The sequence below is a fragment of the Streptomyces sp. NPDC017991 genome, assembly GCF_044328075.1.
Classification (GTDB): domain Bacteria; phylum Actinomycetota; class Actinomycetes; order Streptomycetales; family Streptomycetaceae; genus Streptomyces.
Map to the genome: position 1 here is coordinate 470,899 of NZ_JBIRGP010000002.1, position 24,192 is coordinate 495,090.

General features: G+C 71.5%; 23 protein-coding genes and 1 pseudogene. 16 read left to right on the forward strand and 8 right to left on the reverse strand.

Annotation, left to right across the window (positions count from 1 at the left end; genetic code table 11):
- Window positions 1-49: 49 nt before the first annotated feature.
- From ACH4DZ_RS06635 to ACH4DZ_RS06650, 4 genes are all read right to left on the reverse strand, one after another.
- Complete coding sequence (locus ACH4DZ_RS06635) at window positions 50-1,522, reverse strand: FAD-dependent monooxygenase (protein ID WP_398285838.1); 1,473 nt, start codon at window positions 1,520-1,522, stop codon at window positions 50-52.
- Window positions 1,523-1,727: 205 nt separating this feature from the next.
- The gene (locus tag ACH4DZ_RS06640; RefSeq protein ID WP_398285839.1) at window positions 1,728-2,024 is read right to left on the reverse strand and encodes a hypothetical protein; all 297 of its coding nucleotides are present in this window, start codon (window positions 2,022-2,024) and stop codon (window positions 1,728-1,730) included.
- A 77-nt stretch (window positions 2,025-2,101) separates the two neighbouring features.
- Window positions 2,102-4,561, reverse strand: coding sequence for a 4-alpha-glucanotransferase (malQ, locus tag ACH4DZ_RS06645; RefSeq protein ID WP_398285840.1), 2,460 nt, complete (start codon window positions 4,559-4,561; stop codon window positions 2,102-2,104).
- Entirely contained in the window at window positions 4,561-4,830 is a 270-nt protein-coding gene (locus ACH4DZ_RS06650; RefSeq protein ID WP_398285841.1) for a hypothetical protein, read from the reverse strand. Before ACH4DZ_RS06650 ends, malQ begins: the two co-directional genes overlap by 1 nt.
- A gap of 215 nt (window positions 4,831-5,045) precedes the next feature.
- On the opposite strand from ACH4DZ_RS06650, the gene ACH4DZ_RS06655 reads away from it, so the two are divergent.
- From ACH4DZ_RS06655 to ACH4DZ_RS06665, 3 genes are read left to right on the forward strand one after another with little or no spacing between them, the layout of a single operon-like run.
- Window positions 5,046-5,615, forward strand: a complete 570-nt coding sequence (locus ACH4DZ_RS06655) for a PadR family transcriptional regulator (protein WP_398285842.1) — start codon at window positions 5,046-5,048, stop codon at window positions 5,613-5,615.
- A gap of 32 nt (window positions 5,616-5,647) precedes the next feature.
- Window positions 5,648-6,367 carry an ABC transporter ATP-binding protein gene (locus tag ACH4DZ_RS06660; protein ID WP_398286217.1) on the forward strand — a complete coding sequence of 240 codons (720 nt, stop codon included), beginning with the start codon at window positions 5,648-5,650 and terminating at the stop codon, window positions 6,365-6,367.
- The gene (locus ACH4DZ_RS06665; RefSeq protein WP_398285843.1) at window positions 6,364-7,719 is read left to right on the forward strand and encodes an FtsX-like permease family protein; all 1,356 of its coding nucleotides are present in this window, start codon (window positions 6,364-6,366) and stop codon (window positions 7,717-7,719) included. The genes ACH4DZ_RS06660 and ACH4DZ_RS06665 overlap by 4 nt, the downstream gene beginning before the upstream one ends.
- An 83-nt stretch (window positions 7,720-7,802) precedes the next feature.
- Here the strand turns inward: ACH4DZ_RS06665 and ACH4DZ_RS06670 are convergent, their stop codons facing one another.
- Window positions 7,803-8,339 (reverse strand): HNH endonuclease, encoded by a 537-nt coding sequence (locus ACH4DZ_RS06670; RefSeq protein ID WP_107016193.1) that lies wholly within the window; start codon window positions 8,337-8,339, stop codon window positions 7,803-7,805.
- 282 nt (window positions 8,340-8,621) lie between these two features.
- Here ACH4DZ_RS06670 and ACH4DZ_RS06675 point away from each other — a divergent pair, with 282 nt between their 5' ends.
- Together ACH4DZ_RS06675 and ACH4DZ_RS06680 are read left to right on the forward strand one after the other, a co-directional pair.
- Window positions 8,622-9,701 (forward strand): mechanosensitive ion channel family protein, encoded by a 1,080-nt coding sequence (locus tag ACH4DZ_RS06675; protein WP_398285844.1) that lies wholly within the window; start codon window positions 8,622-8,624, stop codon window positions 9,699-9,701.
- 236 nt (window positions 9,702-9,937) lie between these two features.
- Entirely contained in the window at window positions 9,938-10,528 is a 591-nt protein-coding gene (locus ACH4DZ_RS06680; RefSeq protein WP_398285845.1) for a Uma2 family endonuclease, read from the forward strand.
- Between the two features lie 193 nt (window positions 10,529-10,721).
- Here the strand turns inward: ACH4DZ_RS06680 and ACH4DZ_RS06685 are convergent, their stop codons facing one another.
- A complete protein-coding gene (locus ACH4DZ_RS06685) occupies window positions 10,722-10,937 on the reverse strand; it encodes a hypothetical protein (RefSeq protein ID WP_398285846.1) in 216 nt (71 codons plus the stop codon).
- A gap of 63 nt (window positions 10,938-11,000) precedes the next feature.
- A pseudogene (locus ACH4DZ_RS06690) lies at window positions 11,001-11,330 on the reverse strand (ATP-binding protein); the annotation flags it as partial.
- Window positions 11,331-11,601: 271 nt separating this feature from the next.
- On the opposite strand from ACH4DZ_RS06690, the gene ACH4DZ_RS06695 reads away from it, so the two are divergent.
- On the forward strand, window positions 11,602-12,480 hold the full coding sequence (locus ACH4DZ_RS06695) for a helix-turn-helix domain-containing protein (RefSeq protein WP_398285847.1): 879 nt from the start codon (window positions 11,602-11,604) through the stop codon (window positions 12,478-12,480).
- A 3-nt stretch (window positions 12,481-12,483) separates the two neighbouring features.
- On the forward strand, window positions 12,484-12,678 hold the full coding sequence (locus tag ACH4DZ_RS06700) for a DUF397 domain-containing protein (RefSeq protein ID WP_398285848.1): 195 nt from the start codon (window positions 12,484-12,486) through the stop codon (window positions 12,676-12,678).
- Between the two features lie 6 nt (window positions 12,679-12,684).
- On the opposite strand, the gene ACH4DZ_RS06705 is transcribed toward ACH4DZ_RS06700, so the two are convergent.
- On the reverse strand, window positions 12,685-13,245 hold the full coding sequence (locus tag ACH4DZ_RS06705) for a GNAT family N-acetyltransferase (protein WP_398285849.1): 561 nt from the start codon (window positions 13,243-13,245) through the stop codon (window positions 12,685-12,687).
- A gap of 125 nt (window positions 13,246-13,370) precedes the next feature.
- Between ACH4DZ_RS06705 and ACH4DZ_RS06710 the strand changes: the two genes are divergently transcribed.
- The 9 genes from ACH4DZ_RS06710 to ACH4DZ_RS06750 all read left to right on the forward strand — a co-directional run bounded on the left by ACH4DZ_RS06710 (window position 13,371) and on the right by ACH4DZ_RS06750 (window position 24,188).
- Window positions 13,371-14,486: a glycoside hydrolase family 43 protein gene (locus ACH4DZ_RS06710; RefSeq protein WP_398285850.1), complete on the forward strand. Its 1,116-nt coding sequence runs from the start codon at window positions 13,371-13,373 to the stop codon at window positions 14,484-14,486.
- A gap of 223 nt (window positions 14,487-14,709) precedes the next feature.
- Complete coding sequence (locus tag ACH4DZ_RS06715) at window positions 14,710-15,924, forward strand: ROK family protein (protein ID WP_398285851.1); 1,215 nt, start codon at window positions 14,710-14,712, stop codon at window positions 15,922-15,924.
- A gap of 67 nt (window positions 15,925-15,991) precedes the next feature.
- Entirely contained in the window at window positions 15,992-17,320 is a 1,329-nt protein-coding gene (locus ACH4DZ_RS06720) for an ABC transporter substrate-binding protein (protein ID WP_398285852.1), read from the forward strand.
- Window positions 17,321-17,326: 6 nt separating this feature from the next.
- Complete coding sequence (locus ACH4DZ_RS06725) at window positions 17,327-18,289, forward strand: carbohydrate ABC transporter permease (protein WP_398285853.1); 963 nt, start codon at window positions 17,327-17,329, stop codon at window positions 18,287-18,289.
- Window positions 18,290-18,291: 2 nt separating this feature from the next.
- Window positions 18,292-19,209 (forward strand): carbohydrate ABC transporter permease, encoded by a 918-nt coding sequence (locus tag ACH4DZ_RS06730; protein WP_398285854.1) that lies wholly within the window; start codon window positions 18,292-18,294, stop codon window positions 19,207-19,209.
- 2 nt (window positions 19,210-19,211) lie between these two features.
- A complete protein-coding gene (locus ACH4DZ_RS06735) occupies window positions 19,212-20,477 on the forward strand; it encodes a 6-phospho-beta-glucosidase (RefSeq protein WP_398285855.1) in 1,266 nt (421 codons plus the stop codon).
- A 44-nt stretch (window positions 20,478-20,521) separates the two neighbouring features.
- Window positions 20,522-21,496, forward strand: a complete 975-nt coding sequence (locus ACH4DZ_RS06740; RefSeq protein WP_398286218.1) for an N-acetylglucosamine kinase — start codon at window positions 20,522-20,524, stop codon at window positions 21,494-21,496.
- A 203-nt stretch (window positions 21,497-21,699) separates the two neighbouring features.
- Entirely contained in the window at window positions 21,700-23,157 is a 1,458-nt protein-coding gene (locus tag ACH4DZ_RS06745) for a hypothetical protein (protein ID WP_398285856.1), read from the forward strand.
- A gap of 14 nt (window positions 23,158-23,171) precedes the next feature.
- Window positions 23,172-24,188, forward strand: a complete 1,017-nt coding sequence (locus ACH4DZ_RS06750) for a glutamate ABC transporter substrate-binding protein (RefSeq protein ID WP_398285857.1) — start codon at window positions 23,172-23,174, stop codon at window positions 24,186-24,188.
- The last annotated feature ends 4 nt before the right edge of the window (window positions 24,189-24,192 follow it).

Sequence of the window (24,192 nt, forward strand, 5' to 3'; positions counted from 1 at the left end):
TCTTTCAAGCGGCCCCGCGAACGGCGTAATGCCACGGTGGGCGGGTCGTTCAGTCCCGTCCGACGGCCCCGGTCAGCGCCGCCTCGGTCTCCTCGGCGGTCGCCGACTCCGCCGCCCAGGCCGCGTATCCGTCCGGCCGGACCAGCAGGCTCGTACGCCGGTCGCTCGCCCAAGTGACCACATCCAGCCGGTCCTTGCGGGCGGGGGCGCCGGTTCGGGTGGCGGGGGTGACGAGGACGAACCTGCCGTCCCGCAGGGCCTCGTACAGGCGGCCCTCCCGCAGCGCCACGTCCGGGACGCGCCTGCCGACCAGGGGGTGGGCGCCGCGCGGAGCCGGGTACGCGTAGCCGATCCCGGTGACCTGGCCGACCATGCGGGTGCGGGCCGGGCGGGCGTGGTCGAGGAACGTGGTGAGCAGGGCGCGTCCCGCCAGTGTCCAGGGGCGCTTGGCCATCGCGAGCCGTACGATCCCGCCGCTGCTGCGCAGCACGGACCTGCCGACCGGGTGGCGTTCGGACTGGTAGGTGTCCAACAGGCCCGCGCCGGCGTGCCCTTCGATCACCGCCGCCAGCTTCCAGCTCAGATTGGCGGCGTCCTGGAGGCCGGTGTTCATGCCCTGGCCGCCGGCCGGGGTGTGCACGTGCGCGGCGTCCCCGGCGAGGAACACGCGGCCCACCCGGTACGCAGGGGCCTGCCGTTCGTCGCTGTGGAAGCGGGACATCCAACGGGCGTCGTGCATACCGAAGTCACGGCCGAGCGCGAGCCGGGTGATTTCCCTGACCTCGTCGAGTCCGAGGGGCTCGCTGTCGGCGACATCGCGGCCCCGGTGCCAGCCGATCACCCGGTGGTAGCCGTCCCCGAACGGCGCGAGGAACGCGAACGCGTCCCCGACCGCGTTCACGGTCAGCAGCGTCTCGGGCTGCTCGGCGAGCCTGACGTCGGCGAGGACGACGGAACGGATCACCGACCGCCCGGGGAAGGGCAGCCCCACCGCCTCCCGCACGGCACTGCGCATCCCGTCCGTCCCGACGACGTACGCGGCCCGCGACTCCCCGGCCTCCCCGCCGGGCCCGCGCACCCGCAGGGTCACCCCGTCCGCGTCCTGTACGAGACCCGTCGCCCCGGTCTCGTACTCGAACCGCACCCCGGCCTCCACGGCCCGCCGCTCCAGCGCCTTCTCCACCTCGTACTGCGGCAGTACGAGCAGGTGGTTGAAGCGGGAGGGGAGGGTGGTGAGGTCGACGGTCAGCCGGCCGAAGAGCCGCAGCCGGTCGAGGGTCTGCCCCTTGGCCTCCAGCTCGTCGGCGAGGCCCCGCGCGTCGAGCTGCTCCAGCGTGCGGGCGTGCAGGACGAAGGCACGGGAGAGGTTGCTGATCCCGCGCGTCCGCCGCTCGACGAGGGTGACGGGGACGCCGGCGGTCGCGAGGTCACCGGCGAGCAGCAGCCCGGTGGGACCCGCGCCGACGACGATGACGTCGCGGGAGCCGGGGGCGGCGGTGGCTTCACGGTTCCTGCCGTTCATGGCGGCCTCCTGATGCCGGCGGTTCCGGTCGGGGTGTCGGCCGACGGCTGGTTGCCCGCACTCGTCGGCCGAGGTCTGTCCGCAACCATAGGGCGCCGCCCCGGACATGCCGAGGGCACCGTCCTCGCCCCCGGGCGACATCGGTCGCGTACGGGTGCGTGGGCGGTGCCCTCGAAGAGACTCCGGAACTCGGTGGGGACCGGGATCAGGAAGCGCGTACCTGGTCCGGACCCTGCATCTTGCCCTGGCCCTTGCCTCCCGGCTTGCGCCTCGGCTCGCGGTCCGTCGAACCGTCGAGCACCCAGACCAGGCCGGCGATCAGCGCGAACAGTCCGATCGGCGCCGCGACATAGAGTCCCAGCGTCTCGATGACGCTCAGCTTCTGCGCGGGGTCGTCGCCGTCGTCGCGCGTCAGCGCGAGCGCGGGGGACGACATCATCAGCATCATCAGCGTCGTACCGGCAGCCAGGGCGCCGGCGCGCAGGGCGTTCTTCTTGTCCACGGTGCAAACGTAGCGAACTCCTGTTGCGGCCGCGCGCCCGGGGGTGCCGTACGGGGTGCGGTACGGGTTCCGGGGCCTCACGCGGAGGGTCCGTGGTCGCCGGTGGCCCGGCCCGCCCGGTCTTCGCGCAGCACCTCGATGAGGGCGTGCAGCCGGGGCGAGGCGGCGAGTTCCTCCAGGGTGACGGGGTGGCCCTCGGCGTCCGCGACGGGCAGGCGCCAGTTCGGGTACTGGTCCCAGGTGCCCGGCAGGTTCTGCGGGCGGCGGTCGCCGACGGCGTCCGGGAGCCAGACCCCGACGAGCCGGGCGGGGGTGCGCAGCAGGAAGCGGTGCACGGCCTGGATCTCCGCCTCCTCCGACTGCTCCGAGACACCCCCCGCGCCCCCTTGCAGCAGTCCGAGCCGGGCGAGCAGCGCCAGCCACTCCCCCACGTCCGCCGCCGCCTCGGCCCGCTCCTCCCCCACCGGGCGGGTCAACAGGCCCAGCCGGTCGCGGAGTTCGACGTGGTCGCCGGTGAGGCGCGACGCGGTGGGCGGCAGGTCGTGGGTGGTGGCGGTGGCGAGGCAGTCGGCGCGCCAGCTCTCGGGGGGCAGCGGCAGGCCCGTACCGTCCCAGTCCCGTTCGAACCAGAGGACGGAGGTGCCGAGCACGCCGTGCTCCTGGAGGGTCTCGCGCACACCCGGTTCCACGGTGCCGAGGTCCTCGCCGATCACCAGGGCGCCGGCGCGGGAGGCCTCCAGGGCGAGGATCGCGAGCATGGCCTCGGCGTCGTAGCGGACGTAGGTGCCCTCGGTGGCCGGGCGGCCCTGCGGGACCCACCAGAGGCGGAAGAGCCCCATGACGTGGTCGATGCGCAGGGCGCCCGCGTACCGGAAGAGGGCGCGCAGGAGGCGGCGGTACGGGGCGTAGCCGGACTCGGCCAGCCGGTCCGGGCGCCAGGGCGGCAGCCCCCAGTCCTGGCCCTGGACGCTGAAGGCGTCCGGGGGCGCGCCGACCGACATGCCGGCCGCGAAGACCTCCTGCTGCGCCCAGGCGTCGGCACCGCCCGGGTGGACCCCCACGGCGAGGTCGTGCACGAGCCCCACGTCCATGCCGGCGTCGCGGGCGCTGCGCTGGGCGGCGGCGAGCTGGGCGTCCGTCAGCCAGGCGAGCCGGCTGTGGAAGTCCACGCGGTCCATCAACTCGGCGCGGGCGCGGGCGGTCTCGGCCGAGCGGGGGTCGCGCAGGCCCTGCGGCCACCGCGTCCAGTCGGAGCCGTACACCTCCGCGAGGGCGTACCAGGTGGCGTGGTCCTCCAGCGCCTCGCCCTCCTGGGCGAGGAAGTCGCAGTAGGCGGCCCGGCGGCCGGGCCCGAGCGGCACCTCCCGCACCAGCTCAAGGGCCTCGCGCTTCAGCTCCCACACGGCGTCGCGGTCGATCAGCGCGGCTTCGCCCTTGTCGAGCACGGATTCGCGTAGCCGGGCGGCCCGCTCCAGGAGCGTCCGGACCCGGTCGCGGTCGTCCTCGTCGACGTAGGCGAACTCCGGGACGTCCTCGACGCGCAGGTACACGGGGTCGGGGTAGCGGCGCGAGGAGGGCCGGTACGGGGAGGGGTCGGTGGGCGCGCCGGGCACGGCCGCGTGCATCGGGTTGACCTGTACGAATCCGGCCCCGAGCGCGCGTCCCGCCCAGGCCGTCAGTTCGGCGAGGTCCCCGAGGTCGCCCATGCCCCAGGAGCGCCGGGACAGCAACGAGTAGACCTGCACGAGCAGCCCGTACGTACGCCCCGGAGGCGCGGGCAGCCTCGACGGGGCGACGACGAGATGGGCCCGCGCGGTGCGTCCGTCGGGGGCGGTGGCGGTCAGCTCGTGCACCCCGTGCGGCAGCCGCTCGACGGATTCCCGGACCTCCCCCTGCTCGGTCCGAACCCGCAACCGGGTCCCGTGGGGCAGGGCGGCGAGGGCGGCTTCGAGCGAGGAGCCGGCCGGGGGGCCGGGCGGCGCGCCGCTTCCCGGGCCGCCTTCGGCAGCGGCGTCCGCCGGTTCGCCTTCGGCGGCGGCCCCGCCCCCGCCGAAGGCGGCTCCCGGGCCGTGGTCGGCGGACGGGGACGCGGAGGCGGGCGCGGAGACCGGCGTCGGGCCGCTGTCCGCGGAGGCGGATCGCGAGTCGCCGCCATCGGTCACGGCCTCGGCCTCGGCCTCGGCCGCCTCGGTCTCGGTCTTGGAGGCCGGGTTCCCGTCGTCGGTCCCGGCGGCCGGGGAGTCCGTCGCAGCCGCAGCGTCCGTCGCGGCCGGGGACGCGGGTGCGGTCCCGGCGTCGACCCCGGTCCTGGCCCCGGTACCGGTCCAGCACACCACCGTCGGCGGCAGCAGCCGTTCCCGGAGTTCCGTCTCGCGCGCCGCGAGGGAGCCGCGGACTGCGGCCGGCGTGCCCGCGGCCACGCCCAGCGCGGTGAGCGCGGCGACGACCGCCGCGTCCGAGGCCGCGACCGTGCGGTCCGGGGACGGACTGTAGGACGTGGCGACGCCGTACAGCGCGGCGAGCCGGGAGAGCGGCATCAGACCCCCGACGGGTCCAGGCCGGCGGCGGCACCCAGGGGAGTCGGCTCACTCGTCAGGGGCGCGGCGTCGGCGAGCGGAGGTTCACTGGTGAGGGGCGCGGCAGCGGCCAGCGGCGGTTCGCTGGTGAGCGGTGCCTCGGCGCAGGAGCCCTCGGCGCCGGCGTTGAAGATGCAGTAGAGCGGGTGGGATTCGGATCCGGGGTCGGCGGGCACGTCCGCCGGGCGTTTGGAGAGGGCCGAGAGCAGGAGCTGTGCCGATGCGGCCACGAGGGCCTCCTTGGTCGTCGTGCGGGCGGGTCAGGGCAGCCCCTACCCAGCAGGCGGGCCCGCAGACGTGAGAGCCAGGACATCGTGCTTCTCTTCACATTCTGTCCCGGATCGGCGAGATCACCAAGAGTGCCCACGCGAACACCTTGAGCAACCACCAGCGCGCTCCGGAATTACTATTCACTCGCTACATATATTGAGTACATAATGAGCGCATGAGCACCCGTCACATCCTGCTGGGGCTGCTCGCGGGAGGGCCGAGCCATGGCTACGACCTCAAGCGACGCCACGACGAACGCTTCCCGCAGGCCCGCCCACTGGCCTACGGCCAGGTCTACACGACGTTGCAGCGCCTGGTCCGCGACGGTCTCGCCGAGGTCGACGGGACCGACTCGGACGGCGGTCCGGAGCGGACGCTGTACCGGTCCACCGCCGAGGGCACGAAGGAGCTGACCGGCTGGGCGGCCGAGATCACCCCGCCCGCACCCTTCGTGACGAACGAGATCTTCGCCAAGGTCGTCTGCGCGATCCTCGCCACGGCCGGCCCGGCGTCCGCCACAGGCCTGGCGTCCGGCGCCGACCCGGCCCGCTATCTGATCGCCCAGCGCGCCGCGCACATGACCCGGATGAGGGAGCTGACGGCCGTCAAGACCGCGCCGGGCGCCGACCTCGCGACGGTCCTCTCGGCCGACTACGCACTCAACCACCTCGACGCCGATCTGCGCTGGATGACCACCACCGCGGCCCGGCTCACCACTCTGACCGCGGAGGTCGACCCGACATGAGTCCCGACAAGAGTGCCGACGTGAGTGCCGACATGGGTGGCGACGGGAGCAGTACGCACAGGGCCGTGCCGGTCCTGGCGGCCCGGGGCCTCGCCAAGGCGCACGGCGGGACCCGGGCCCTGCGCGGCGCCTCCGTCGAGCTGTACGAGGGAGAGATCCTCGCGGTCACGGGCGCGAGCGGCAGTGGTAAATCCACGCTGCTCCACTGCCTCGCCGGGATCGTCCGGCCCGACGAGGGCTCGGTCGTCTACGCCGAGCAGCGCGTGGACCAGTTGCCGGAGGAGCGGCTGAGCGAACTGCGGCGTACGGAGTTCGGGGTGGTGTTCCAGTTCGGGCAGCTGATCCCCGAACTGACCGCGCTCGACAACGCGGCGCTGCCGCTGCTGCTCGCCGGCGCCTCCCGCAAGGACGCCCACGAGCGGGCGGGCGAGTGGCTGGAGCGCTTCGGCGTACGCGGCCAGGAGGCGCTGCGGCCCGGCGAGATGAGCGGTGGCCAGGCCCAACGGGTGGCGTTGGCACGGGCGTTGGTGACAGGACCGAAGGTCGTCTTCGCCGACGAACCCACCGGCGCGCTCGACTCCCTGGCGAGCGAGCAGGTGATGACGGCACTGGTCCACACGGCCCGGGAGACCGGCACGGCGGTGCTGCTGATCACGCACGACGCGCAGGTGGCGGCGTACGCGGACCGTGAGGTGTGGCTGCGCGACGGGGCCGTCTCCGAGGACGCGGCGGCCCTGGAGGTGACCCGATGACCGGGGACCTCGGGCTGGCCTGGCTGCTGACGCGGGGTTCGGACCGCCGGGAGTGGTGGCGGGTGGCGCTGACGGCGGTGGGGGCCGCTCTCGCCACCGGCCTCGGGGTAGCGGCGGTCGCGGTCGCCTCGGTGGACGGGCAGGTGTCCGCCTCGTACTTCCACGGGCTCCTGAACCAGCCTTCGCAGCGCGCCGGAGTGATCGTGACGCTGCTGCTCCTGTGGGTGCCGGTGCTCGGCTTCCTCGGCCAGTGCGCGCGTATCGGTGCCGTGCACCGTGACCGCAGGCTGGCCGGGCTGCGCCTCGCCGGGGCGACACCGCGGCAGGTGCGGCGCGTCGCGGCCCTGGAGTCGGGCCTGGCCTGCCTCCTGGGGGCGGCGGTCGCCGCGGTGTTCTGCGCGCTCCTCATGGTGAGTCTGCTGCGGCAGGGGCTTCCGCTGTCGGCCTGGGCCGGTTTCGTCCTGGTGACGCTCGCCGTGCCGCTCCTCGCCGTGCTGGTGAGCGTGCTCGCGCTGCGCCGGGTCGTGGCCTCGCCGCTCGGCTGGGTGCGCCGGGTCCGGCCGGACCACGGCCGGACCGCCACGCTCGCCCTGGTGGTACCGGCGGTGCTGGTGGGGCTCGCCGCGCTACTGATCGTGATGCGGGACACCGGGCCGGGGGCCACCGCGCTGCCCCCGCTGGTGTTCGCCGCGGTGGCGCTGACCGGTACGGGGGCCGTGGCGGTCGCCGGGCTCACCGCGCGTGCCGTCGGCGGGCGGCTCGCCGCCCGGACCGGCAGCCCCGCGGTCCTGCTCGCCGCCGAACGGCTCCGGAGCGACCCGTGGGCCACCGCGCGCACCCACGCCGCGGTGCTCCTGGTGGCCGTCGTGGGCGTCGGCTTCACGGGCGTACGCGAGGTGTTCCTCGACGCCGTGCACCACCCGCGGGAGGGTCTGCCGCACGACGCCTACGACGTGGCCTTCTACACCACCGGCGTCGATCTGGCGGGCGCGGCCGTCCTGCTGGCACTGCTGATCAGCCTGGGCGGACTCGCCGTGGGCACCGCCGAGTCGCTCGCCACCCGGCGCCGGGGACTGGCCGCCCAGGCCGCCGCGGGCGTACCGCGCAAGGTGCTCGGGCGGGCGCTCCTCCTGGAGACCGCGCTGCCGCTGGCCCCGGCGATGCTGCTCGCGGGCGCAGGCGGCACGGCGGTGCACCTCGCGTACGGGAGGGCCACGGACGCCGCCGTCGTACCGGTGCTGCTTCCGCTGCTCGTCCCCGTGGCCGTGTACGCGGCCTGTCTGCTGGCCGCGGCCACGACCCTGCCGCTGCTGCGCCGTACGGTCCGCCCGGCGGAGCTGCGCTTCACGTAGGCGGAGCCGCGCCGCGCGGGAACGGGCCCCGGAACGGTCGGTTCCGGGGCCGGTCCTCCGGGGCAAACCAAAGGCCCGGATCGTCAGGCGGAGATGCCGTCGATCCGAGCCATCGCGTCCTCCGCGCCGTACGGCTGCAGGTAGGGCAGCCAACGCGGGTCCCTGTGCCCGGTTCCGATGATGCGCCAAGCGAGCCCCGATGGCGGGGCCGGTTTATGACGCAGGCGCCAGCCGATCTCGACCAGGTGGCGGTCGGCCTTGGTGTGGTTGCAGCGGCGGCACGACGCCACCACGTTGTCCCAGACGTGCTGACCCCCGCGACTGCGCGGGATGACGTGGTCGACGCTGGTTGCGACGCCACCGCAGTACATGCACCGGCCGCCGTCCCGGGCGAACAGCGCCCGGCGGGTCAGTGGAACGGGCCCCCGGTAAGGGACCCGCACGAACCGTTTCAGCCGGACCACGCTGGGCGCGGGGACAGTGACGGTGGCACTGTGCATGAAGGCGCCGGATTCCTCCAGAGAAACTGCCTTGTTCTCAAGAACCAGGACGAGCGCGCGGCGGAGCGGTACGACGCCGAGGGGCTCGTACGACGCGTTGAGGACCAGGACATGCGGCACGGACGGCCTCCTTGTACGCCGGCGGCGCGTGGCTCGCGCCGGGACGATCTGCAGTCAGTCTCCCCTCATGCCTGGTGGAAGCGCCACCATGTCCCGGTAACGGGCTGGGAGTGTTTTCGACCACATCTCCTTCATCCCCACGTGAGCACAGTCTCTCCCTCGAACATTGCAACGATCCGCACACGGTGCCCCGTTAGTGTGGTGTTTCCGCCCGTAGGCATCCCACCAAATGTCCCCTTGTCCCCTGCCACGGGCGGGCCGCTACGCCTGGAGGTACCTGCCGTGTTCTTGTCCGTCCTGTCGGTCGCCGATCCCACCGAGGAACCGACGTCACCGACGCTCCAGGACGCCCAGGAAAGCGCCACCAACGCCGCCAGCTGGGTGGAGCAGAACTGGTCCACCTGGCTCAGCATCGGACTGCGCGTGCTGCTCATCGTGATCATCGCGGTGGTGCTGAGAGTGGCCGTCCGGCGGACCATCACGAAGTTCATCGACCGGATGAACCGAACGGCCCAGGCGGTCGACGGCACGGCGCTCGGCGGCCTCCTGGTCAATGTCGAACGCCGTCGTCAGCGCTCCCAGGCCATCGGTTCGGTCCTCCGCTCGGTCGCGTCCTTCCTGATAGTGGGCACGGCCGCGCTGATGATCCTGGGCACGTTCCAGATCAACCTGGCGCCGCTGCTGGCCTCCGCCGGTGTGGCGGGTGTGGCGATCGGTTTCGGCGCCCGCAACCTCGTGACGGATTTCCTCTCCGGCGTCTTCATGATTCTGGAGGACCAGTACGGCGTAGGGGACACGGTCGACGCGGGGGTGGCCTCCGGCGAGGTCATCGAGGTGGGCCTGCGGGTCACCAAGCTCCGGGGCGACAACGGCGAGATCTGGTACGTCCGCAACGGCGAGGTCAAGCGCATCGGCAACCTCTCCCAGGGCTGGGCCACGGCCGGCGTCGACGTCACGGTCCGCTCGGACGAGGACCTCGACCGCGTCCGTTCGGTGCTGGCCGAGGTCGGCGAGGCGATGAGTAAGGACGAGCCCTGGAACGAGCGGCTGTGGGGCCCGATAGAGGTGCTGGGCCTCGACAGCGTCATCCTGGACTCGATGGTGGTCCGCGTCAGCGCGAAGACGATGCCGGGCAAGGCCCTCTCCGTCGAACGCGAACTGCGCTGGCGCATCAAGCAGGCCTTCGACCGCGCGGACATCAGCATCGTGGGCGGCCTCCCGGCCCCGCCGGACGAGGCCGCCGCCGACCCGACGGCGGGCATGGCGGCCCCGTCGGCGTACTCGAACACGGGCTCGGCGCAGTCGCAGGCGGCGTCCCCACTGACGCCTCCGGCGGTCGTTCCGTCGAGTGGAGCCAAGTAGGGGCGAGAGGTTTCTCATACGGGCTCGTGCGCGTGCGGGGCGGTTCCGGAAGCGATCCGGAGCCGCCCCGCACGCGTCTGGGGCCCGGCGCGACCGCCGTAACGGTTCGGCACGCTCGTTCGAGTGAACGCCTGCGGCATTCGCAGGTCACAGGGGCCCGGGTGCCTCATGGTTCCGCCGTGGCACCACCCGGAACGAGCACGGCCGGGGAGCAGCGTGGAGAAGGAGGAGCATCGATGCAGGACCCTGCCGATCTGCTGATCGCGTTCGAGGAGGCATCCGAGACTCCGATTCGACCCGAGTACGCCGAAGGGGCGGCCATCGTGCCGTCGAGACCGCCCGACGCCCACAACCACGCCGTGGGGGAGCTGACCTACCAGCTCCGCGCCGCCGGACTACGCCTTGTGGGCATGGGCAACGGCTACCGGGCAGCCCACAAGGACGGCCGCACCATGGCCCTGCTCATCCCCGACTTCTATGTACGCCGCCGCAAGGCGACGGAGCTGGACGAGTCGTATCGCAGGGCCCACAAGGGCTGGTACCCCATCGACATGATCGCCCTGGTCGGCGAGGTGACCTCCACCAACCACGAGACGGACACCGGCCCCAAGCTGCGCACCTACGCCTCCGCCGACGTCCCCTTCTACATCCTGATCAACCGTCATCAGAAGACGGCCCACTGCCACTCCGACCCGATCACCCCCGGCGACGATCCCACCGAGGCGTACTACGCCACCGAGGTCAAGGTCGAACTGGGCCGCGCACTCCCGCTCCCGGCCCCGTACCCGACACTGGAGACGGCCCCTTTCCTGGAGCCGCCGGAGTAGCCGAGCCGGTCGGCGAACGCGGTGCCCGACGCGCAACTCCGCACGGTTCGCCAAGTGTCGCCCGGCATGATCAGGCAGGCTCTCAGCCGAACCAGTTCACCTGCACCAGCGCGATCCACTCGCCTCGCGCATCGGTGATGCCGCCGTCGGCAGACCGTCCAGCAGGTCGTCCTGGAACAGTTCCCACTGCCAGTCAGTCACCCGCGACCTCACGGTGCGCCGCGCGCACGATTTCCCCGGCCTCGCGGATCGCCCGCTCACGAGTCGCAGGGTCGGGGCCGCTGAGCGCCTGCTCGGCGGCATGCAGACTGCGCGCGGTCGCGGGGTACCGCTCGATCTCGACGACGACGCCCCACTGTTCAGGCCGGGAAATGAGCGGACCGTCCTGGTCCGCGTACGGCGTGGTCATCGGCCGCCCCTTCTGCTCGTCGAGCGCCCCTGTGGCACGCGCCCACGCCTAGCGCCATTTCCGTCACTTCTTCACGCTCACGAGGCGATCGTCAGCCGCCGGGGTGAGGGTGAGTCCCCACTCCGCGTACACGGTCTTGTCGGCGCCGCGCACCTCTACGCCCCACCGGTCGGCCAGGGCCGCGACGAGCAGCAGTCCGCGTCCGAACTGGTCGGCGTCCTGCGCCGGGCGGGGCCACGGCAGTCGGTCCCCTCGCGGGTCGCCGACCTCGACGCGGAGCGCGACGGCACCGAGTGAGATCCGCGCGCGGATCAGCCGGTCCTGGAGGCTGCCGTGCAGCAGGGCGTTGCTCATCAACTCCGAGACGACCACGGCGCCATCCCCGGCGCGGTCGGGATGCCCCCACTCCCCGACGAGCCGCGCGGCCCGCCGCCGGGCGAGCGTGACGCTGTGGGCGAGGGGGTGTAGTCGAGGGAGTCCTCGCGGAGGAGGGGCTGATTCATGGGCATACGCCTCTCATGCAACATCCGATGTCACTGCGTTAGCGACTGAACACGGAAAGTAGTATCTCGTGCGCTCTGGGAGCAACAGATCTGGGGAAGTTCTTCCCGAATGAGTGAAGGGCGTCCACGGCGTGACGGACTCGGGACACACTGTGACCGTGATGCGATCAACTCAAGCCGCGGGCAACCGGGCGTCAACTGTCCTGGGCCGCAGGCTCGGTAGCGAACTGCTGTCCCTGCGGGACGCCGCGGGCAAGACACAGCAACAGGCCGCTATGTCCATCAACGCGACCGGCACGAAGATCGTGAAGATGGAACGGGGCTGGGTGCCCATGCGCGACCCGGACATCCGTGTGCTGTGCGAGTTCTACGGACAGCACGACGGCAAGGCAACGGCTCGATTGCTGGAACTGGCGAAGCTGGACCGCGAGCGGCGCAAGGCCAGGGGCTGGTGGCAGCACTCACCCAACGCCGGCGCGCTGGCCGAGTACATCGCCATGGAGGATGTGGCGGACCGCGTCCGCACCTGGCAACTCTCCCTCGTCCCAGGCCTGTTCCAGACAGCGGACTACGCGCGCTCGCTCGCTGTCAGCGACGGCGTGTGGGAGGACCCGGACGACATCGAGCGCATCGTCGAGGTCCGCATGCGGCGCCAGGCCCGCCTCCACGGCGAACACCCGCTCAATGTGTACGCGGTCGTCTGGGAAGCCGCACTACGACAACTGGTCGGCGGACCCGACGTGATGCGGGCCCAGTTGGAGCACCTGTTGCAGGTGGCTCAGCTTCCGAATGTACGACTCCAGGTACTGCCGTTCCGTACGGGCGGCCACCCCTGCATCACCGGCCCGTTCAACATCGTCTCGTTCGTGGAGACGGAAGCCGTGGACGTGGTCCATGTGGACGCCATCGCTTCTACGGTGTGGGTGGAGAACCCGACCGAGAGCGCCACGTACAGCAACTTCTTCGACCGTACGGCCCGCCTCAGCCTCGCCCAGCACGACACCGCCCAGCTCATCGAACGCATCCGCCAGGAGATCTGACCCGTGCCCGAGTCCAACTTCATAAAGTCCAGCTACAGCAGTTCGGGCGGCGAGTGCGTAGAAGTCGCCCTCAACACTCCACACACCGTCGCCGTCCGCGACTCCAAGACCCCCGACGGCCCGATACTCCACCTCTCCCCAGCCGCGTGGGCGGGATTCATCGCCGCAGAGGCACTCGCCGACGCACGACGACGGTGAGCCGCGTCAGCCGCCAGGAGCCGCCTGCCGCAGCCGCTCGCTCGACGAAGGCCGTAGGCCGAGCCACTGCTCGGCGTCCCACGCGTGGAACCGTTCCACCTCAGTGAATCCCAGTTTCGCCGCGAGGCGCATCGAGCCGGCGTTGGCGGTCTGCGTGGCGAGTACCACCGGCTCGCCGGGACGGACACCGTCGAACCAGTCGAGTACCGCCACGCACGCCTCCGCCGCGTACCCGCATCCCCATGCTCGCGGCAGGAACAGGTAGCCGAGATCGGCCTTGCCCTCGGCAGCCGGGCGGTGGCTCCCGGTCGCTGTCCTCAGCAGGATCTGACCGATCATCACTCCGTCCAGATCCACGACGAAGCTGCCGGGCCACTGCTCGGGAACCGCGGGCAGCTCGCGTTCGAGTTCGTCGCGCGACCGGGGGCCGCCGAGGTAGGTGTGCACCTCGGGCGAGGCGAGCAGTTCGATGAACGCCGCACGGTCCCGGGCCTCGGACGCACGGAACACGAGCCGCCCGGTCCCGAACGGGGCGGGTGGCCAGGCAACTGACAGTGGTTCGTTCATGGCGGGCAACGTACCGCCCGCGCAGCGAAGCGCGTGGACTCGTTCGCCATATTGACGCCCACCCCCCGCCCGGAGATGATCCGAGAGCGCTCTCTGACGTGGACACGATCAGGAGGACCCACCTGATGTCTCCCACCCGCAGCCAGCTCGCCCGCCTGATTCCGCTCGGGCTCGCCGCCGCCCTCCTCCTCGCCCTCGGGCAGGCCGCGAGCACCGCCGGGCCCGCCGAGGCCGTCACCGCGGCCACCGACGGCCAGTTCTCCACCCTCGGTCGTACCACCCTCGCCGGCGCCGACCCCAGCGTCATCAAGGTCGGTGACCTCTACGTCGCCGCCAAGTCCGTGGACGGCGGGATCGCCGTGCGGACCGCGGCCACCCTGGAGGGCATCGCCGCCGCACCCAAGCAGCAGGTGTGGCGGGACACCGGCGGCCTCGGTGAGGTGTGGGCGCCGGAGATCGTGCACCACGACGGCGCCTACCGGATCTACTTCGCCGCCGGCACCGGCGCCGCCCACCGGATGTACCACATCAGCTCGGCCAGCCCGGCGACCGGCTACTCCGCCGCCACCAAGGTCGCCCTGCCCGGCGACAAGTGGGCCATCGACGGGGCGCCCTTCACCTTCGGCGGCCAACGCTGGTTCGTGTGGTCCGGCTGGGCCGGTGACACCAACGTCGAGCAGAACCTCTACGTCGCCCGGCTGAGCGGTCCCACCACGTCCACCGGCGACCGGTACGTCATCTCGCAGCCCCGCGAGTCCTGGGAGCGGGTCGTGGGCAACCCGTACATCAACGAGGCGCCCCAGCCGATCGTCGACCCCAACGGCCAGATGCACATCGCGTACTCCGCGAACGGCAGCTGGAGCAGCCAGTACTGCATCGCCGACCTGCGGCTGCGGGCCGGTGGCGATCCCACCTACGTGTGGGACTGGTACAAGAGCAACGGCTGCCTCTTCGGCTCGCACGCCGCGACCATGATGTCGGGCTGGGACCCCACGCTGTACGTCGACGGCCCCGGCCACCACACGTTCGTCCTGCCGCGCGGCGACGCCACCGCGGGGCCGCCGTCCGGCAACCGCTTCCCGACGATGTTCCACGCCGTCGCCAAGGGCACGCCCTACTCGTGGTCCAACCGCTACTGGTACACCGGCACGGCCGTCTGGTGGGGCAGCACCACCTACAGCCGCGCCAACGTCCCCGGCTCCCCCGCCGACACCGGGTACAGCCTCAAGTTCTTCGAGTGAAGCCCGCGTCCGCGAAGACGACACACACGCCCCCGCAGGTAACGACTCCGTTGCCGCGGGGGCAACCTGTTGACGCCTCCCCCACCCCCGGCCTACCTTCCTCCCACCGATAGGAAAGTTTCCTAACAGTGATTCCCGCGGTGCTCCGCACGGTGATCCCTCGGTGGACTTTCCGGTAATCACACTGGGAAGCTGGGCAGCCGAAAGGCAGGTGTCGACAGTCATGGCAGCAACATCCGGTACCCCGGGCACCCCGCGCGTGCTGCGCGCCATGAACGACCGGGCCGCGCTCGACCTCCTGCTGGAGCACGGCCCGCTCTCCCGCACCCGGATCGGCAAGCTCACAGGCCTCTCGAAGCCGACCGCCTCCCAGCTGCTCGCCCGGCTGGAGGCGGCGGGACTCGTCCTCGTCACCGGCACCAGCGAGGGGCGGCCCGGACCCAACGCCCAGCTGTACGCGGTGAATCCTTCCGCCGCGTACGCCGCCGGGCTCGACGTGACCCCCGAGCGGATCCTCGCCGCCGTCGCCGATGTGACCGGGCGGACGGTGGGCGAGTACGAACTGCCCACCCCCGGCCGGCGCCCGGCCCACACCGTCGTACGCCAGGTCACCGACGCCCTCGACGGCGCGGTGAAGGCGGCGGGGCTCGCCCGGGCCGACATCCGGCGGCTCGTCATCGGCACCCCCGGCGCCTTCGACCCGAACACGGGCCGGCTGCGCTACGCCTCCCACCTGCCCGGCTGGCACTCCCCCGCCCTGCTCGACGAGCTCGCGGCGGCGCTGCCGATGCCCGTCGAGTACGAGAACGACGTCAACCTCGCCGCCGTCGCCGAACAGCGGCTCGGCGCCGCCCGGGGCCACGACGACTTCGTCCTCCTGTGGAACGAGGGGGGCCTGGGCGCCGCCCTCGTACTCGGCGGACGGCTGCACCGCGGCTGGACCGGCGGCGCGGGCGAGGTCGGCTTCCTGCCCGTGCCCGGCGCGCCGCTCGTCCGGCACGTCACCAAGGCCAACAGCGGTGGCTACCAGGAGCTGGCCGGCTCCCAGGCCATCCCCCGGCTCGCCCGCGAACTGGGCATACGCCCCATTCCCACGGGCCCGTACAGCGAGGCCGCCGCAGCCCTCGTACAGCAGGCCGCGGACATCAACGCGGGCGCCCACCGAGAGCTGCTGCAGACCTACGCGACCGGCCTCGCCACCGGTCTCGCCTCCCTCGTGTCCGTCCTCGACCCCGAACTCGTCGTTCTCAGCGGCGCCTCGCTCAGCAGGGGCGGCGAACCCCTGCGCGCGCTGGTGCAGGCCGAGCTGGAGGAGCTGGCCGCGTCCCGGCCGCGTCTCGTCGTCGGCGACGTCCATGAACAGCCCGTGCTGCGCGGCGCGCTGGAGAGCGCGCTCGCCGCGACCCGCGACGAGGTCTTCGACACCTCGGCCCACTGAACAGCCCCCTCGCCTCCCCCTCACCTTTTCCCCCGTCAGCCCGCCCTGCTCGTAGGGAGACCCCGTCATGCTCGGAATGCCCCGTAAAGCGGTGCTCGCCGCCGCGTCGATAGCCCTTCTCGCCACCGGCTGTACCGGTCAGTCCGACTCCGGTGCCACGGACGACCCGAACGCGAAGACCACCATCACCTTCTGGCACGGGTGGAGCGCGCCCGCCGAGGTGAAGGCGGTCCAGGAGAACATCGCCCGCTTCGAGAAGGCGCACCCCAACATCAAGGTGAAGGTCGTCGGCAACATCAACGACGACAAGCTCAACCAGGCGCTGCGCGCGGGCGGTTCGAACGGCCCCGACGTGGTGTCGTCGTTCACCACGTCCAACGTCGGCAAGTTCTGCTCGTCCGGCGCCTTCGCCGACCTCAAGCCGTTCATCGAGAAGTCGAAGCTCGACCTGGACGCGATCATCCCGAAGCCGATGCTGGAGTACACGCAGTTCGAGGGCACCCGGTGCGCGCTGCCGCTGCTCGGCGACGCGTACGGCCTCTACTACAACAAGGACGCCTTCGAGGCGGCCGGCATCAAGGCGCCCCCGAAGACCTGGACCGAGTTCGCGAAGGACGCGAAGAAGCTCACGAAGAGCAAGGGCGACTCGTACGCGCAGCTCGGTTTCATGCCCAATTACCACGGCTACGAGACCGTGGTGGACCACTACATGTCGCAGTGGGACCACTCCTACTTCGACGAGGGCGGCAAGTCGAACATCGCCGAGGACCCGGCCTTCGCCGAGATGTTCACGTACCAGAAGAAGCTTGTCGACGATCTCGGCGGGTTCCGGAAGCTGGAGAGGTACCGCAACACGTTCGGTGACGAGTGGGGCGCCAAGCACCCCTTCCAGACCGGCCAGGTGGCGATGCAGCTCGACGGCGAGTGGCGGCTGGGGATGGCGAAGGACGCGGGGGTGGAGTTCGAGATCGGCACCGCCCCGATGCCCGTCGCCGACGACGAGGCGGACGAGTACGGCAAGGGCTTCCTCTCCGGCACGATCATGGGCATCGCCCCGCAGAGCAGGAAGCAGAACGCGGCCTGGGAACTGATGAAGTACATGACGACCGACACCGAGGCCGTCGTGTCGTTCGCCAACGCCATCCACAACGTGCCGTCCACGTTCGACGCGCTCAAGTCGCCCGGCCTGAAGGTCGAGGACGGCTTCAAGACCTTCGTGGACATCGCCCAGCACCCGCAGTCCAACACCCCGCCGGCCTCCGTGAACGGCTCGACGTACCAGACGACGCTCCAGGACTTCGGCTACCAGTACGAGTCCGGCAAGGCGAAGGATCTGAAGGCCGGCCTGAAGAAGACCGCCGACCAGATCGACCGCGACATCGAGCAGGCGAAGTAGCGCCCCATGGCCACCCTCCCCGCACCCGCGGCCTCACCGACTCTGCGCACCAAACGCAGGAAACAGGCCCTGCGCACCGCCGCCTTCATGTCGCCGTGGCTGATCGGCTTCAGCGTCTTCTTCGCCTACCCGCTGATCTCGACCGTGTACTTCTCGTTCATGAAGTACGACGGCTTCGGCGCCCCGGAGTTCCGGGGGCTGGAGAACTGGAGTTACGTCTTCGACGACTACCCCATGTTCTGGCCGGCGCTGCGCAACACCCTGTGGCTGGTGCTCGTCATGGTCACCTTCCGGGTCGTGTTCGGCCTGGGGATCGGCCTGCTGATCACGAAGATCAAGACCGGCACGGGCGTCTTCCGCACGCTGTTCTACCTGCCCTACCTGGCGCCGCCGGTCGCCGCCACGCTGGCCTTCGTGTTCCTGCTCAACCCGGGTACGGGGCCGGTCAACTCGGTGCTGGGCGATCTGGGTCTGCCGACGCCCGGCTGGTTCACGGACGCCGCCTGGTCCAAGCCCGCCCTCACCATGCTGGCCCTGTGGGGCGTCGGCGACCTGATGGTCATCTTCATGGCCGCGCTGCTCGACGTACCGAGGGAGCAGTACGAGGCCGCCGAGCTGGACGGCGCGTCGGCCTGGCAGCGGTTCCGGTTCGTGACGCTGCCGAACATCTCGCCGATCGTGATGTTCGCCGTGGTCACGGGGGTCATCCAGACGATGCAGTACTACACGCAGCCGCTGGTCGCCGGGAAGGTCGCCTCCGGGATCATCGGCGGCTCGGGCCAGCAGTTCGAACCGGGCTACCCCGACAAGTCGACGCTCACCCTGCCGCAGCTCGTCTACAACCTCGGCTTCCAGCGGTTCGACTACGGCTCCGCCTGCGTGGTCGCGCTGGTGCTGTTCGCGCTGTCCATGGCGTTCACCGCGTTCCTGATGCGGCGCCGCGGCGGTCTCATCCAGGCAGGTGACTGACCATGACGCAGACGACTGAAGTCCGACTGCCAGGCGCGACACGGGAACCGGAGAGCCCGAAGGCGCCCGTCACGCCGGCCGAGCGCACCGCCCGCCGCAAGGCGCTCCTGGAGTGGATCGCCGTGCACGCGCTCGGGGTCGCCGCCGCGCTGTTCTTCGTGCTGCCCTTCGTGTTCGTCGTCCTGACCTCGCTGATGAGCGACGACCAGACGCTCACCAGGGACCTGGTCCCGGACACCTGGGAGTGGGGCAACTACACACAGGTCTTCGACACCCCCGGCTTCCTCACCTGGTGGAAGAACACCCTCCTGTACGCGGGCGCCGGCACCGCGCTGACGGTCGCGTCCTCGATCCCGGTGGCGTACGCGCTCGCCAAGTTCCGCTTCCGTGGCCGGAATCTGTCGCTGATGCTGGTCATCTCGATGATGATGCTGCCGCCGCAGGTCATCATCATCCCGATGTACCTGTTCTGGGCGAAGCAGCTGGATCTGTCGGGCACCCTGTGGCCGCTGATCATCCCGATGGCGTTCGGCGACGCGTTCTCCATCTTCCTGCTGCGGCAGTTCCTGATGACGATCCCGAACGAGTACCTCGACGCGGCGAAGGTCGACGGCTGCGGGGACCTGAAGACGCTGCTGAAGGTCGTGCTGCCGATGGCGAAGCCGGGCATCGCGGCCGTCGCGCTCTTCCAGTTCTTCTACGCCTGGAACGACTACTTCGGGCCGCAGATCTACGCGTCCGAGAACCCCGGCGCCTGGACCCTGAGCTACGGCCTGGAGTCCTTCAAGGGAGCGCACCACACCGACTGGAACCTGACGATGGCCGCGACCGTCCTGGTCATGGCACCCGTGATCCTCGTGTTCTTCTTCGCACAGAAGGCGTTCGTCGAGGGCGTCACGCTCACCGGAGTGAAGGGCTGAGAATGAAACTCGCAGTACTGGGCGGGGGCTCCACCTACACCCCTGAACTCATCGACGGCTTCGCGAGGCTGCGCGACACCCTGCCCGTCGAGGAACTGGTCCTCGTCGACCCGGCGCTCGACCGTCTGGAACTCGTCGGCGGGCTGGCCCGGCGCATCTTCGCCAGGCAGGGGCACCCCGGGCGGATCACCACGACCGACGATCTCGACGCGGGTGTGGACGGCGCCGACGCCGTCCTGCTCCAGCTCCGCGTGGGCGGGCAGGCCGCCCGCAACGAGGACGAGACCTGGCCGCTGGAGTGCGGCTGCGTCGGCCAGGAGACCACCGGCGCGGGCGGCCTCGCCAAGGCGCTGCGTACGGTCCCGGTGGTGCTCGACATCGCCGAGCGGGTCCGGCGGGCCAACCCGGACGCCTGGATCATCGACTTCACCAACCCCGTCGGCATCGTGACCCGCGCCCTCCTCCAGGCCGGTCACAAAGCGGTCGGACTGTGCAACGTGGCGATCGGATTCCAGCGGAAGTTCGCCGGGCTGCTCGGGGTCGACGCCACCGATGTGCATCTGGACCATGTGGGCCTCAACCACCTCACCTGGGAAACCCATGTGCGACTGGGCGGTCCCGAGGGCGAGAACGTCCTGCCGAAGCTGCTCGCCGAGCACGGTGACGCCCTCGCCGCCGACCTGCGCCTGCCGAGCGGCGTCCTGGACCGCCTGGGAGTCGTGCCGTCCTACTACCTGCGCTACTTCTACGCGCACGACGAGGTCGTACGGGAGCTGGGTACGAAGCCCTCGCGGGCCGCGGAAGTGGCCGCGATGGAGAAGGAGTTGCTGGCGATGTACGGCGACCCGGCGCTCGACGAGAAGCCCGCGCTGCTGGGCAAACGGGGCGGGGCCTACTACTCGGAGGCGGCCGTCGACCTCGCCGCGTCCCTGCTGGGCGGGGGCGGCAGCCCCTACCAGGTGGTGAACACCTGCAACCGGGGGACGCTGCCCTTCCTGCCCGACGACGCCGTGATCGAGGTGCAGGCGGCGGTCGGGCACTCGGGGGCCGTCCCGCTGCCGGTGGCGCCGGTGGACCCGCTGTTCGCGGGGCTGATGGCGAACGTGACCGCGTACGAGGACCTGGCCCTGGAGGCCGCCCTGCGCGGGGGCCGCGAGCGGGTGTTCCGGGCACTGCTCGCCCATCCCCTGGTCGGCCAGTACGCACTCGCCGACGGCCTCACCGACCGGCTGATCGCGCACAACCGGGAGCACCTCGCGTGGGCGTGACCGCGTCCCACACGGGGCCCGAACACACCGACCCCGCCGCCCGCATGGAGGCCGAACACACCGTCCTCGCCGTGGACGCGGGGAACAGCAAGACCGACGTCGCGGTCGTGGCGGGTGACGGGAGTGTGCTCGCCACCGCCCGCGGCGGCGGGTTCCGGCCTCCCGTCGTCGGCGTCCGGCAGGCGGTGGACACGCTCGCCGACGCCGTCGGCCGGGCCTTCGCCGCGGCGGACGTCACCGCCGTCGGCCATGTCTCCGCCTGCCTCGCCAACGCCGATCTGCCCGTGGAGGAGGAACAGTTGGCCGCCGCGCTGCACGCGCGCGCGTGGGGGGCGACCGTGGACGTCCGCAACGACACCTTCGCGATACTGCGGGCCGGTGTCGAGGAGCCGCGGGGCGTCGCCGTGGTGTGCGGCGCGGGCATCAACTGCGTGGGCATGCGGCCCGACGGACGGGTCGCCCGCTTCCCCGCCCTGGGCCGCCTGTCCGGTGACTGGGGCGGCGGCTCCGGCCTCGCCGAGGAGGCCCTGTGGCACGCGGCGCGCGCCGAGGACGGGCGGGGCGCCGCGACCGAGCTGGCCCGCGCCCTGCCCGCGCACTTCGGCCTGAGCACGATGTACGCGCTCATCGAGGCCCTGCACCTCGGTCGCGTCGAGGACGTGCGGCGCCACGAGCTGACGCCGGTCCTGTTCGCCACGGCGGCGGACGGCGACCCGGTGGCCCGTGCGCTCGTCGACCGGCTGGCGGACGAGGTGGTGGGCATGGCGGTCGTCGCCCTGACCCGCCTCGACCTGCTGGGCGAGGAGGCGCCGGTCCTGCTCGGCGGCGGTGTGCTGGCCGCCCGCCACCCCCAACTCGACGACCGCGTACGGGAGCTGCTGGGCGAGCGTGCCCCCAAGGCCGTACCCCGGGTCGTCACCGCCCGGCCGGTCCTGGGAGCCGCGCTCCTCGGCCTTGACCACCAGGGCGCCCCGGCCCGGGCGCACGCCCGCGTGCGGGAGTTTTACGAGAGGGTCTGAGCACCCCGGGAACCGAACAGTTCGGGTTGGCGTATTCATGAGCAGGGGCGGTGCGGGATCTTCACCGGGCCGCAATCCGACCAAGATCGCGTCAAGACCTGTTCGGATGTCGGTCCCGGCGGCGATACTTGCGGCCGTGCGTCTCTTCCCGTGCTCCTCGGCGCCGGGCGGAGGTGACCGGCGACGACCATGGGGGAGGTCAGGTGACGTACCAGCAGCAGAGCACCGCGGCGCCACCGCAGGGGCGGGCGGGCGCGTCGCCCGCGGTCCCGCCGCAGGCCCCGCCACCGGGGCCGCAGGGCAGGCCGGGTGTGCCCGACCCCGGGCCCCCGCGGCGCACGGCATGGGCGGAGGGCGTCGACCGGCTGCGGGCCGGGGCGACCACCGAGCCCGGACGGCTGCGCGTCATCGGCGCCGTGCTCGCCGTCCTGGTGGTCGCGTTCGGCGCGCTCACCGCCTGGGAGATGACGGAACGTTCGGCCGCCGCGGACGACGTGCTGCACAGCAGCCAGCCGCTGAGCGCCGACGCGGCGGACATCTACCGTTCCCTCGCCGACGCCAACACCGCCGCGTCCAGCGGCTTCCTCGCGGGCGGCCAGGAGCCGGCCAAGACCCGCAAGCGGTACGAGGACGACATCGGCCTGGCCGCGGAGAAGCTGGTGACCGCGGCGGCCAACTCCGAACCGGGTTCCACCTCGGCGAAGACCATCACCAAGCTCAACACGATGCTTCCCGAGTACAAGGGCCTGGTCGAGCGGGCCCGCGCCAACAACCGGCAGGGCTACCCCCTCGGCGGCGCCTACCTGCGGTACGCGAACGCGAAGATGCAGATCATGCTCGACGACGCCGAGCGGCTCTACAAGGTGGAGAACGAGCGGCTGCGCTCCGACTACGACGACGCGACGCCCTATCCGTGGATCGCGATCGGCGCCGGTGCCGTGGCCATCGGCGGTCTCGTGTGGGCGCAGCGGCGCAACTACCGCCGGACCAACCGCGTGCTGAACCACGGCCTGGCCGCCGCCACCGCGGCCACCACGGTCGTCCTGCTCTGGCTGGTCGTCGGCCACACCGTGGCCCGCGCCGGGCTGAACGACTCGTACGACCACGGTGTGCGCTCGATGAACACGCTGAACGACGCCCGGCTGGCCTCGCTCAAGGCCCGCAGCAACGAGAACCTCACGCTGGTCTCCCGCGGCGCGGAGACCAAGGAGGTGGTCACGGACGCCGGGAAGCAGACCGTCGACACGTTCGACTACGACTTCGAGCAGCAGATGAAGGACCTCACCACGAAGCTGGCCGACGCCGCGGACCTCGCCGACGACAGCGCGGGCGTGAAGCCGGTCGAGGCCGCGACGGGCAACATGAAGGTCTGGAAGCAGCGGCACGCGGAGGCCCGCGAGCAGGACCAGCTGGGCTACTACCAGAAGGCGCTCGACAAGGTCATCGGCTCCAGGGCGGACAAACCGACGGGCGAGTGCTTCGACAGCGTGGAGACGAACCTGAAGGCCGCGATCACGCACGAGCGCGCCGAGTTCGAGCAGGCGGCCGGTGACGGCCTGGGCGCGATGAACGGCCTCGTGGTGGGCGCCGCGGTGCTCGCCGTGCTGGCCGCGGCCGGCGCGGTGCTGGGCATCGGGCGCAGGCTGTCGGAGTACCGGTGAGAGGGGGCATGACGATGAACGCGCGACGTCTGCGAGCCAGCCTGAGGGGCTGGGGCGGAGTGGGAGCCATGGCGGTCGTCTGTGCCCTGGCGGCGGTCTTCGCGCTGCTGCTGCCGGTGACCCAGTCACGGGAGAACGACGCCGAGGGCCTCGCCGGGCAGGGCACGGCCGACGGCGACCAGATCAGGGCCCCCAAGTGCCCCGATCCCGAGAAGCAGAGCCTTTCGCCGTCCTCGGGCGACCAGAACGGCAAGACGGTCCAGGCGATCAAGAAGCGCGGCTTCCTGATCGTCGGTGTCGACCAGAACAGCTACCGCTTCGGCTACCGCGACCCGAACAGCGCGTCGGGCGACGCCGAGCTGGAGGGCTTCGACATCGACCTCGCGCACGAGATCGCGGACAAGATCGTCGGAGAGAAGCCGAAGAACGTCCGCTTCCGGGCCATCCCCACCGATCAGCGCATCAAGGCGATCCAGGACGGCAAGGTCGACATGGTGGTGCGCACCATGACGATCAACTGCGACCGGCTGGGCAAGGTCGCCTTCTCCTCGCCGTACTTCGAGACCGGCCAGCAGGTGCTCGCCCCGAAGAAGTCGGACATCACCGGGCTCGACGAGTCCCTGGCCGAGAAGCGGATCTGCACGGCGACGAGCTCGACCGCCTGGGAAGCGCTGGACGCGGCCCAGAAGGACGGCACCCTCCCCGCGTCCGCCGACTTCAGGGACCGCACCGTGCCGAACCAACTCGACTGTCTGGTACGGCTGCAGCTCGGTGAGGCCGACGCCGTGGTGACCGACGGGGCGCTCGCCGCGAGCCAGGCCGCACAGGACCCGACGGTCGGCCTCAAGGGCGAGCCGTTCACGGACGAGTTCTACGGCGTGGCGATGAAGAAGGACGCCGCCGATCTGGTGCGCCGGGTCAACCAGATCCTGGTGGACTACCGCAAGGACGGCTGGCAGGAGTCGTACGACAAGTGGCTCGCCGAGAGCCTCGGCGAGTCGTCCGGGCCACCCCCGGTCCAGTACAAATGACCAC

Excerpts from the sequence above, each read along its gene's own strand:
- ACH4DZ_RS06635 (WP_398285838.1), bottom strand. The coding sequence starts at position 1,522 with ATGAACGGCAGGAACCGTGAAGCCACCGCCGCCCCCGGCTCCCGCGAC.
- malQ (WP_398285840.1), bottom strand. The coding sequence starts at position 4,561 with ATGCCGCTCTCCCGGCTCGCCGCGCTGTACGGCGTCGCCACGTCCTAC.
- ACH4DZ_RS06655 (WP_398285842.1), top strand. The coding sequence starts at position 5,046 with ATGAGCACCCGTCACATCCTGCTGGGGCTGCTCGCGGGAGGGCCGAGC.
- ACH4DZ_RS06660 (WP_398286217.1), top strand. The coding sequence starts at position 5,648 with ATGGGTGGCGACGGGAGCAGTACGCACAGGGCCGTGCCGGTCCTGGCG.
- ACH4DZ_RS06665 (WP_398285843.1), top strand. The coding sequence starts at position 6,364 with ATGACCGGGGACCTCGGGCTGGCCTGGCTGCTGACGCGGGGTTCGGAC.
- ACH4DZ_RS06680 (WP_398285845.1), top strand. The coding sequence starts at position 9,938 with ATGCAGGACCCTGCCGATCTGCTGATCGCGTTCGAGGAGGCATCCGAG.
- ACH4DZ_RS06685 (WP_398285846.1), bottom strand. The coding sequence starts at position 10,937 with ATGACCACGCCGTACGCGGACCAGGACGGTCCGCTCATTTCCCGGCCT.
- ACH4DZ_RS06695 (WP_398285847.1), top strand. The coding sequence starts at position 11,602 with ATGCGATCAACTCAAGCCGCGGGCAACCGGGCGTCAACTGTCCTGGGC.
- ACH4DZ_RS06705 (WP_398285849.1), bottom strand. The coding sequence starts at position 13,245 with ATGAACGAACCACTGTCAGTTGCCTGGCCACCCGCCCCGTTCGGGACC.
- ACH4DZ_RS06710 (WP_398285850.1), top strand. The coding sequence starts at position 13,371 with ATGTCTCCCACCCGCAGCCAGCTCGCCCGCCTGATTCCGCTCGGGCTC.
- ACH4DZ_RS06715 (WP_398285851.1), top strand. The coding sequence starts at position 14,710 with ATGGCAGCAACATCCGGTACCCCGGGCACCCCGCGCGTGCTGCGCGCC.
- ACH4DZ_RS06720 (WP_398285852.1), top strand. The coding sequence starts at position 15,992 with ATGCTCGGAATGCCCCGTAAAGCGGTGCTCGCCGCCGCGTCGATAGCC.
- ACH4DZ_RS06725 (WP_398285853.1), top strand. The coding sequence starts at position 17,327 with ATGGCCACCCTCCCCGCACCCGCGGCCTCACCGACTCTGCGCACCAAA.
- ACH4DZ_RS06730 (WP_398285854.1), top strand. The coding sequence starts at position 18,292 with ATGACGCAGACGACTGAAGTCCGACTGCCAGGCGCGACACGGGAACCG.
- ACH4DZ_RS06735 (WP_398285855.1), top strand. The coding sequence starts at position 19,212 with ATGAAACTCGCAGTACTGGGCGGGGGCTCCACCTACACCCCTGAACTC.
- ACH4DZ_RS06740 (WP_398286218.1), top strand. The coding sequence starts at position 20,522 with ATGGAGGCCGAACACACCGTCCTCGCCGTGGACGCGGGGAACAGCAAG.
- ACH4DZ_RS06750 (WP_398285857.1), top strand. The coding sequence starts at position 23,172 with ATGAACGCGCGACGTCTGCGAGCCAGCCTGAGGGGCTGGGGCGGAGTG.